Source organism: Streptococcus sp. HMSC064D12 (assembly GCF_001837205.1).
In the GTDB taxonomy this organism is placed as follows: Bacteria; Bacillota; Bacilli; order Lactobacillales; family Streptococcaceae; genus Streptococcus; species Streptococcus salivarius_D.
In genome coordinates this window covers 1-9425 of record NZ_KV831715.1, presented here as the reverse complement: position 1 = coordinate 9425, position 9425 = coordinate 1, and the positions used below count along the sequence as shown (strand labels likewise).

Below are 9425 nucleotides of genomic sequence, written 5' to 3'. Positions count from 1 at the left end.
ACATCTTATCACCCAAATAAATTCTTGTCAATAGATTTTTGAAAAAAATAAAGCAGTACAATCGTGTACCGCTAAATAAGTTATTTAAAAATTTCTTTTACTTGACTTGTAACCATACTTTTCTATAAAGTCTTGGCGGAACTCAAGTAAATTGTCATCTATAATAGCCTGTCGTACTTTAGCCATTAAATTCACCAAGAAGTAGAGATTGTGATAACTTGTCAGGCGAATTCCAAACGTTTCATCTGCTTTCAATAAATGTCTCACATAGGCACGTGTGTAATTCTTACATGTATAACAATCACACTCAGGATCTATAGGGCTAAAATCTTCTGCATACGCCGCATTTTTAACCACGAGACGTCCTTGACTCGTCATACAAGTTCCGTTACGAGCAATTCGTGTTGGGAGAACACAATCATACATGTCAACGCCACGAATAACACCGTCGATCAAACTATCTGGTGCCCCTACCCCCATAAGATAACGTGGTTTATTCTCAGGAAGTAAAGGTACAGTAAAGTCTAGAACTGCATTCATCTCTTCATGGGTTTCTCCTACTGCAAGACCTCCAATTGAATAACCTGGAAAATCCATGGAAACCAAATCCTGTGCAGATTGTCTACGAAGATCTTCAAAACCCGCTCCCTGTACGATTCCAAAAAGACCTTGGTCATGTGGACGACGATGTGCTTTTAGCCCTCGTTCTGCCCAACGACTTGTACGTTCAATAGAATTTTTCACATAATCGTATGGTTGGTAAAATTGAGGGCATTCATCAAAACTCATCATAATATCTGAACCGAGATTATTCTGAATCGAGATCGCTTTTTCAGGAGATAAAAACATCTTACTTCCATTAAGGTGATTTTTAAAAGTTACACCTTCTTCCGAGATGTTTCGTTTTTCGGCCAATGAATATACTTGGAAACCACCGCTATCTGTAAGAATCGCTTGGTCCCAATTCATGAATTTATGGAGTCCTCCAGCTTTAGCAACGAGCTCATCACCAGGTCTTAGCCATAAATGATAGGTATTGGCCAAAATAATTCCTGAACCCATCTGCTTTAATTCTTCAGGAGATTGCGTTTTTACTGTAGCTTGGGTACCTACAGGCATAAACATCGGTGTTGGAAAAGTTCCATGAGGCGTGATAATTTCCCCCAAGCGTGCCCCTGTGTGTTTTTCTTTCTTTATAAGACGATATTTAATAGGAAAGTCAGTCATTTATACTCCTTACATTAGGAAAAACAGTCCTAAGTATTTTTTAGTAAGTGGTCATTATCCACAACCGCTTTAGTTTATCAAAAATTACAAGAATTGTCAGCTCTATATTTTCAAAGTTTCGATGAATAACAACAAACATCAACACTATCATTTATAGCAAAAAACAAAAAGCAACAGTCTCGAGCACTGTTGCTTTCAATAATGTCTTAAGCTGAAAGAACTTTACGTCCTTTACGACGACGAGCTGCAAGAACACGACGTCCGTTTTTAGTTGACATACGGTGACGGAATCCGTGTTTACGTTGACGACGGATTTTACTTGGTTGATAAGTACGTTTCACGTTGAATACCTCCTGATAGATTTTCGTATTCGTTTAGCCGGCTATTTTTGATCAGTTACTAAACATACCATACTATTTTATAGCAATAGCTTAATCTTGTCAAGAATTACTTAGATATTAATTTCATTATATCTTCGATGCCCGGAGGCTAGTGATAACTGTAAACTACAATGCCGTTCCTATATCATCGCTTGCTCATAACCTTCTTGCTAGTTTAGCTATTTTCTTGAGTACCTCTTTTCGCTTATGATCACTCATATACTCAACAGGTGAAACCTGGGTAACTTTGACCGGTTTAATACCACAAGGTTTTAGGACTTGAAATTTTAGGACTTTGCTATAATCTTGAACTAAAGGTAGAACAATCTTTGGTGTATTGTGGGTTGTAATAATCCAAGCTTTCCCAGTCAATTTACCATCCAATCCACGGGGTGTATTTTCATAGGCAAAGCCAGCAACAAAAACGCGTTCAATAAATCCTTTCAAGATAGCTGGCATTCCACTCCACCAAGTTGGAAAAATAAAAATCAACTGATCTGCCCAAGTTATTAAATCTCGATGGTCTTTCATAGCTACATCGTGCGCTAAGTCTCTTCTCCTATGTGTTGTATCAAAACGTAAAACAGGATCGAACTTCTCTTTATACAAATCTAGAATCTTTAACTCATGTTTAGACGATAAATTTTCTTTAACAGTCTCTAGTATAGAGGCATTGTAGCTCTTATCGTTTGGATGGGCGTAGATAATTAAGGTTTTCATTGTTTAGCTCCTTTAACATAGATGTCTAACATAGTACTAACAGTCTCTTCAATAGTGTTACTATTGAAATTATCACCAATAGGACTCCTTACCAAAACGGCTAATCCAGTAATAAAACTCCAGATATGAACTAATATTTCTGCCTCACTACCCGAAATGTTCATTTCACTTTTTAGCTTCAAAACCACACTCTTAAAGTGCTCAAACCCTGGTAAATGGGCATTAACAGAGATACTGTCCCGAGTGAGCTCCATATAATTGAAAGGAAACTTAATAAACAAGGCCTCAAAACTATTTGTTTCTTTTTGAGCAAATTCCACAAAATTACAGCCCATTAATACTAATTGACCTCTTACATCAAGCGAAGAGTCTACCCCTTTTGTCAGATACTTCAAAAAGATCTCAGATAAATGCTCCAAAACTACCTGAAGATATACATCCTTATTTTCAAAGTGCTTATAGGGTGCCCCATGGGTGACCCCACATCTTTGAGCCACCGTTCGGATAGATAGTTGATCGACACCTCTTGTTCTTATCTCCTCGACTCCAGTTGCGATTAACTTTTCCTTCAATTCAGCAGTATTACGTTTCATTTTGACTCCTATTTCCATCTAAGTAGACAGCGACTACCTTTTAAATAAAGTATACACCGTCTACTTTTTATTGTCAAAAAAAACTAGCCTTCAAATAAGACTAGTTTCTGTAAGCAATAAACGCTATTGTAATCATACTTTTGTCACAACAACGTAACGATTAGGATCGTCCCCTTCCGAGTGACTTTCAACACCTTCAATTTGAGAAAGTGCCTTATGGATAATTTTTCGTTCACTATTCGTCATTGGATCCATAACGTACTCTCGACCTGTTTCTTTTACTTTAGCTGCCGTTTTTTCTGCTAAATCAATCAAAGTCTCTGTGCGTTGCTCCAAATAATCACGAACATTAAGAACAACACTAAAACGTTTAGAATGACGATCGTGCAAATAATTTTGCGCTAAAAGTTGTAAAGACTTGAGAACCTTGCCATGATAACCGATAACACGACCAGGTTGGTCTGTTTCAATCTGAATGATAATATTGCGACGATTGTGACTAACCTCTAGACTAGCATCAACATCCATTTCATAGATAATTTTTTCGAGGTAAGATAAAACATCATCTGCAGCCCCTTGAATATCTTCTAAATTATTTTCAGAAGACTCATCCGAACTAAACTCAGATGCCACAAAAGAACTGAAATCTCCTTCAGAAGTTTCCGGAGTTTGAACTTGAGCCACCGGTTCTAGTTGGGGCTCAAGCGAATTTGCCATAAATTCTGTAACATCCCCTTCTGATGACTCACGTTTAACAGATAGAGGAATAATTGTTGCCTTTGGTTGCTCCTGTTTCTTATCTGGCAACTCTTCATCAAGAGTCTCTGTAGAAACTGGTTGCTTTAAGTCTTCATGTGCAATTTCCTTATTATCTGAAACCGTAACAAGTTTTGTCACTTTATTGAAAGCAATCGTTTCGTCTTTTGGACTTGCGACAGAATCGTCTAATTGTTTTATAGCATCAGGAGCCACTTTAACGGTGTTTTGATTTGCTTCATGAGTTATCTTTTCATTTATTGGTTCAACACTAACTCGAGCTGGCTTCTTTCCGAACCCTAGAAAACCTTTTTTCTCACGAGAAATCACCTTAATATGAGCCTTCATACGAGGTAAATTAAGATCTTTCAAACCTTTTTCGATAGCTTGTTCGACTGTTCGTCCAGAATAGACAACCATAATAAGCCTCCTTATTTACGTTTATGCGCCTTTTTCTTGGCACGACGAATCTTAGCTTTACGTTCTTTTTCTTCCGCTTCCAAACGATTACGTTCTTCAATGATTTTAAACGGATTATTAAAAATCAAAATCTGAACAACTTGGAAGGCGTTTGAAACTGCCCAGTAAAGTGCTACCCCTGAAGAAATCTGAGTTCCAAACCAGAAAATAAAGATTGGAAGCATGATATTCATAACAAGAAGCATTGCACTACGATCTTTAGCCGCCTTATTTGTCAACCAAGTTGAAAGGAAAGTGAAAGCAGCCGCCAAAATCGGAAGAATAAAGTAAGGGTCTTTCTGACCTAGGTCAACCCAGAGGAATGTTCCTTCTCGCAATTCTGGCACTCGTGTGAGCGCTCCGTAAAGAGCCATCAAAATAGGGAATTGAATCAAGAGAGGAACGAAGCTTGCGTAAGGATTTACACCATGCTCTTTATAAAGATCTTGTTGTGCATAAGCAAGAGCTTCACGATTCTCGCGTCCAGGATACTCACTCTGCAAGCGACGTAACTCTGGCTGCAACTCTTGTAGTTCACGGCTTGACTTAATTTGGCGATTATACAAAGGAATCATTACTGCACGAATTAAGATCGTGAAAATAATAATACCTAATCCAATAGAACCACCAAATGAAAGCCCTTGAATAGCCTTCCCAAACATTAAAATAAGACGTTCCCAAAGGCCTGTAGAGTGACTTGTAACATCACTTCGTCCACACGCGGACAAAAGCAAGAGAGCTCCTGCACCTAAAACAGATATATTAAGTTTTTTCTTCACTAAAAACTCCTTTTTAATACGATAAAGAACTGCTTCGCTTCCATTCATTAAGAGTATCTCAAAAATCAGGAGTGATCTTAGTTTATCCTACAATGTAAAGAAGCAAGACAATCTTCTAGTCCTTATATAACTTTGCTATTTTTAAGACATGAACGAGATTGCTATAAATGTCTTGATAACTTAAGTCTTCAACACCTTTACGAGCAATAACGACAAAATCTTGATGTTCTAACTGAGATGACATGTCCATTAGTGCATGTCGTAGACGACGTTTTACCCGATTCCGAGTAACCGCATTACCAAGACGCTTACTGACTGACAAACCCACTCTAAAATGAGGTAGATCACGATCCAGACAGTAGACAACAAATTTTCGATTAGCAACACTGTGTCCTGCATCAAATAATGCTTTAAAGTCTTTCTCTTTCTTAACGCGATAAGATTTTTTCAAAATGCGACTCCAAACTCAAAATTAGTACTATTATATCATAAATAGCAAAAAAGCCCAAAACCTTATGGTTAGGGCCTTAGAGACTTATTTTTTTAGAGCTTTTTGAGCTTCTTTGATTTGCCATTTAACCTGGTCAAAACCAGTTCCACCAAGGGAATGACGACGTTCAACAGCTGTATGAGATTTAAGTGTCTCATAGATGTCCTCTTCAATTAGGTCTGAAACTTCTTGATAACGTTCGAGAGGAACATCCTGAAGGTAATAACCAGCTTTGGTACACTCAAGGACAAGTTTTCCAACAATCTCATGTGCTTCACGGAATGGTAGGCCTTTAGATGCAAGATAATCAGCCAACTCTGTAGCATTTGAAAAATCTTTCTCTGTTGATTCTGCCATATGTTTGTCATTAACAGTCATTGTATTGAGCATGCCTGCGAGAATATCAATAGCGACAGTAATCGTTTCTACCGTATCAAACATACCCTCTTTATCTTCTTGGAGATCTTTATTGTAGGCCAAAGGTAATGACTTCATCACCGTCAACAATCCAATCAAATTGCCATAGACACGACCTGATTTCCCACGAATTAGTTCTGCCATATCTGGGTTTTTCTTTTGAGGCATAATAGAAGAGCCTGTTGAAAAAGTATCAGATAGAGTTACAAACTTAAACTCGTTAGAACACCAGTTAATGATTTCTTCACAAATACGTGTCATATGCATCATGAGAATACTTGAGTTTGACAAGAATTCGAGAATAAAGTCACGATCGGAAACAGCATCCAAGGAATTGCTATATGGTTTTGCAAAACCCATTAAGTCAGATGTCATATTACGATTAATCGGGAAAGTTGTTCCTGCTAGTGCAGCAGCTCCGAGTGGAGAGATATCCGTATGCTTGATATTAAATTCAAAACGTTCGGCATCACGTGTAAACATGTTGTAATAAGCCATCAAGTGGTGACCAAAAGAAATCGGTTGTGCATGCTGCAAGTGAGTGTAGCCTGGCATAATTGTATAGGTATGTTTGTCTGCTAGATTGACCAAAGTAGCACGTAAGTTATCGAGCTTCTCAATAACTTCCACTAGTTTGGCTTTTAGATACAAGTGCATATCCGTAGCTACTTGGTCGTTACGTGAACGTGCTGTATGAAGTTTTCCTGCTACTGGTCCAATTTTAGCTGTCAAAAGACTCTCCATATTCATATGAATATCTTCATTGGAAACATCAAATTCTAGTTTACCAGCCTTATATTCCTCAAGCAGTTCTTCCAAGCCCTGTTTAATTTGCAATGCTTCCTCTTTGGTAATAATTCCTGTCTCACCGAGCATAGTAACATGGGCAATAGACCCTTTAAGGTCAAACTCTGCCATTTTTTGGTCAAATGAAATTGAAGCACCGAATTCTTCTACCCATTTTTCAAGACTAGCTTCGAACCGACCGCCCCATAGTTTATGATTTTCTGCCATAGTTTTATTTTGAAGATTTCCCCTCACTGGGATAATCTTTTATCCTTTCTTAATACTTATAACAAGTAACGACCTCTTTGGTCACAATAACTTAAATGAAAAAAGCTAGATAGTATTTGTCTAGCTTAATTTGTCTCTCTGGACACTTGTTTTCCTAAAACCCGATCTCTGTCGTAGTTTATTTAGGCTCGTGACGCCTCTCAGAACGCCTTAACGATAATAATATAAGTTATAAGAAAAGAGTATCAGATGTGGCTCTCTGTCCACTTTTATCTGATAAGAAGCGTTTTTCTTCTAATAGCCTACTTTTCTTATGAAATTTGTCATTAATTGTCAAATGGATGGTTAACTTGTGAATTAACCTGAGTTGGAAGACCCCAAAGCTTGATAAATCCAATCGCAGCATCCTGATCAAAGCTGTCAGCTGATGTGTAAGTAGCCAAGTTTTCATCATACAATGAATTAGCTGATTGACGTGCTACTACTTGAGCATGCCCTTTGTAAAGTTTAACTTTAGCGATACCATTAACAACTTTTTGTGTTTCCTTAATATAAGCAATGATAGCTTGTGTTGCTGGGCTAAACCACAAAGCATTGTAGATAAGGTTTGACAATTCATTTTCAAGAATTGGCTTAAAATGAGAAACTTCACGTACCAAAGTTAAGTCCTCAATTTCTTTATGAGCTGTCAAAAGGGCGATAGCTCCTGGACATTCATAAATTTCACGAGATTTGATACCTACAAGACGGTTCTCAACGTGGTCGATACGTCCGACACCATGCTTACCAGCAATAACATTCATCTCTTGAATAAGGTCAGCCAATTTCATTTCTTTACCGTTAAGAGCAACTGGTTTCCCTTCTTTAAAGGTTACATCGACATATTCAGCTTCATCTGGCGCAGACTCTGGTGAATTGGTAATCCCAAAAGCCTCTTCTGGAGCTTGATTCCAAGGATTTTCAAGAACACCACACTCATTAGCACGTCCCCAAAGGTTTTGATCGACTGAGTAAGGATTATCAAGGTCTGCTGGAACTGGAACACCATTAGCCTTAGCATACTCAATTTCTTCCTCACGAGACCATTTCCATTCACGCACTGGCGCCACTACTTTAAGACTTGGGTCTAGGGCAGCAATGGCAACTTCGAAACGAACTTGGTCATTACCTTTACCAGTACAACCGTGAGCGATAGTCGTTGCTCCTGTTTTATGAGCAATCTCAACCAATTTTTTAGCAATAATTGGACGACTAAGCGCTGAAACCAAAGGATATTTTTGTTCATAGTAAGCGTGAGCTTGAAGTGCTGGAAGCACATAATCTTCAACAAACTCATCTTTAACATCAAGCACGTATGACTCAACAGCTCCAACTGTCAAAGCTTTGTCATGGATAAACTCAAGATCTTTACCTTCACCGACATCCATACAAACAGCAATAACATCATAATCTTTTTTAAGCCATGTAATAGCGACTGAGGTATCAAGACCTCCCGAATAGGCAAGAATAACTTTCTCTTTTGACATAATATTTTTCTCTTTTCTTATATTTTCTTGTGGTTGCTATCTCTATCAACCTTACGAGACTAATTATATTGCATATTTATTCACTTGTCAACACTTTTTTGTTATTTTTTTATATTTATTTCATTTTTATTTATTATTCTGACCTAAAAAATGCTTAATACTTAATTTTTATTCAATTTTATGCAAGGAATGGTAGAAAATAAAAAAACACTCTTGAAACTATACAAATAGATTCAAAAGCATCTTTAACTATCTATCTTCTAAAATGCCAAAAGGCCTGTACAAAGTACAGACCTTTTGAACAACAGCATCATCGGTAGAGAACACAACAGCAATTTTAGATAGAATGAATGAGGGAAATTATTATGTTTAAGGGACTAACTTAAACCATACATTCTTCTTGCTCTCTAACCTTGATTACATTATAGCATGCAACCCCAGGATGTATGTCGCTATTTCCTAAAATGTCGGATTTCACTCACAGAATGTATTTTTTATCTTAAACTACAATAATTCCTTAAAAACAAAAAACAGCTTGATTTCTCAAGCCTTTTAATGTCTATAAAAAAGATATGTAATTGGACGAGCGGCCAATAAAAAATGGGGATTAGGAAAAAGTTATATAAAAGTACATTATTTATTTTCATAAAGTGTATGTAGATTTCAATAAGATTGACGATGTCTCATTCCGAATCACATATCTTGGTTATATCATAACCTTTTTCAATTTAATTGTCTATACGATTTCATAGAATGTCATTTTTTTGTCCTGAACTGTAATTCTTTAGTATTTTTTTTATAAATTATTAAATTTCATTACTAAAAGACATCTATTTAGTATTTTTATGAAAACCAATTACTTATAAAACAATCAATCATCTACAAAATAGTGATACATCACCCTTAAATTTAATACTCCCTGTCAACTGTAGTGGGTGACGAAAAGCTAACATCTAGAGAGGACCGAATAGGGAGCCCACTGAAAAAGTCATCAATCGATGGATTTTTTGTTATGCCCAATGCACACTTTCCCATAGAATACTTCATAAGGTGTTTTCCAGTTA

General features: G+C 37.0%; 9 protein-coding genes. All 9 read right to left on the bottom strand.

From position 1 onward, the window contains the following. Window positions 1-84: 84 nt before the first annotated feature. Window positions 85-1227 carry a tRNA guanosine(34) transglycosylase Tgt gene (gene tgt / locus HMPREF2697_RS00775; RefSeq protein WP_013991220.1) on the bottom strand — a complete coding sequence of 381 codons (1143 nt, stop codon included), beginning with the start codon at window positions 1225-1227 and terminating at the stop codon, window positions 85-87. A 206-nt stretch (window positions 1228-1433) separates the two neighbouring features. After that, window positions 1434-1568, bottom strand: coding sequence for a 50S ribosomal protein L34 (gene rpmH, locus HMPREF2697_RS00770; protein ID WP_002885866.1), 135 nt, complete (start codon window positions 1566-1568; stop codon window positions 1434-1436). Between the two features lie 195 nt (window positions 1569-1763). After that, on the bottom strand, window positions 1764-2327 hold the full coding sequence (locus HMPREF2697_RS00765; RefSeq protein WP_070849217.1) for an NAD(P)H-dependent oxidoreductase: 564 nt from the start codon (window positions 2325-2327) through the stop codon (window positions 1764-1766). Beyond that, window positions 2324-2920: a TetR/AcrR family transcriptional regulator gene (locus tag HMPREF2697_RS00760; RefSeq protein WP_004183632.1), complete on the bottom strand. Its 597-nt coding sequence runs from the start codon at window positions 2918-2920 to the stop codon at window positions 2324-2326. The genes HMPREF2697_RS00765 and HMPREF2697_RS00760 overlap by 4 nt, the downstream gene beginning before the upstream one ends. Window positions 2921-3052: 132 nt before the next feature. Then, entirely contained in the window at window positions 3053-4096 is a 1044-nt protein-coding gene (gene jag / locus HMPREF2697_RS00755) for an RNA-binding cell elongation regulator Jag/EloR (RefSeq protein WP_013991223.1), read from the bottom strand. Window positions 4097-4107: 11 nt separating this feature from the next. Beyond that, window positions 4108-4914 carry a membrane protein insertase YidC gene (locus tag HMPREF2697_RS00750; protein ID WP_013991224.1) on the bottom strand — a complete coding sequence of 269 codons (807 nt, stop codon included), beginning with the start codon at window positions 4912-4914 and terminating at the stop codon, window positions 4108-4110. A 115-nt stretch (window positions 4915-5029) separates the two neighbouring features. Further along, a complete protein-coding gene (gene rnpA, locus HMPREF2697_RS00745) occupies window positions 5030-5365 on the bottom strand; it encodes a ribonuclease P protein component (RefSeq protein ID WP_002891957.1) in 336 nt (111 codons plus the stop codon). Between the two features lie 84 nt (window positions 5366-5449). Further along, window positions 5450-6835, bottom strand: coding sequence for an argininosuccinate lyase (gene argH, locus HMPREF2697_RS00740; RefSeq protein WP_041817286.1), 1386 nt, complete (start codon window positions 6833-6835; stop codon window positions 5450-5452). A gap of 326 nt (window positions 6836-7161) precedes the next feature. Next, a complete protein-coding gene (locus HMPREF2697_RS00735) occupies window positions 7162-8361 on the bottom strand; it encodes an argininosuccinate synthase (protein ID WP_013991226.1) in 1200 nt (399 codons plus the stop codon). Between the last annotated feature and the right edge of the window lie 1064 nt (window positions 8362-9425).

Bases quoted from the DNA above. Each gene is read 5' to 3' on its own strand.
- jag (WP_013991223.1), bottom strand. From the start codon at position 4,096: ATGGTTGTCTATTCTGGACGAACAGTCGAACAAGCTATCGAAAAAGGT.
- HMPREF2697_RS00735 (WP_013991226.1), bottom strand. From the start codon at position 8,361: ATGTCAAAAGAGAAAGTTATTCTTGCCTATTCGGGAGGTCTTGATACC.
- HMPREF2697_RS00765 (WP_070849217.1), bottom strand. From the start codon at position 2,327: ATGAAAACCTTAATTATCTACGCCCATCCAAACGATAAGAGCTACAAT.
- HMPREF2697_RS00760 (WP_004183632.1), bottom strand. From the start codon at position 2,920: ATGAAACGTAATACTGCTGAATTGAAGGAAAAGTTAATCGCAACTGGA.
- argH (WP_041817286.1), bottom strand. From the start codon at position 6,835: ATGGCAGAAAATCATAAACTATGGGGCGGTCGGTTCGAAGCTAGTCTT.
- tgt (WP_013991220.1), bottom strand. From the start codon at position 1,227: ATGACTGACTTTCCTATTAAATATCGTCTTATAAAGAAAGAAAAACAC.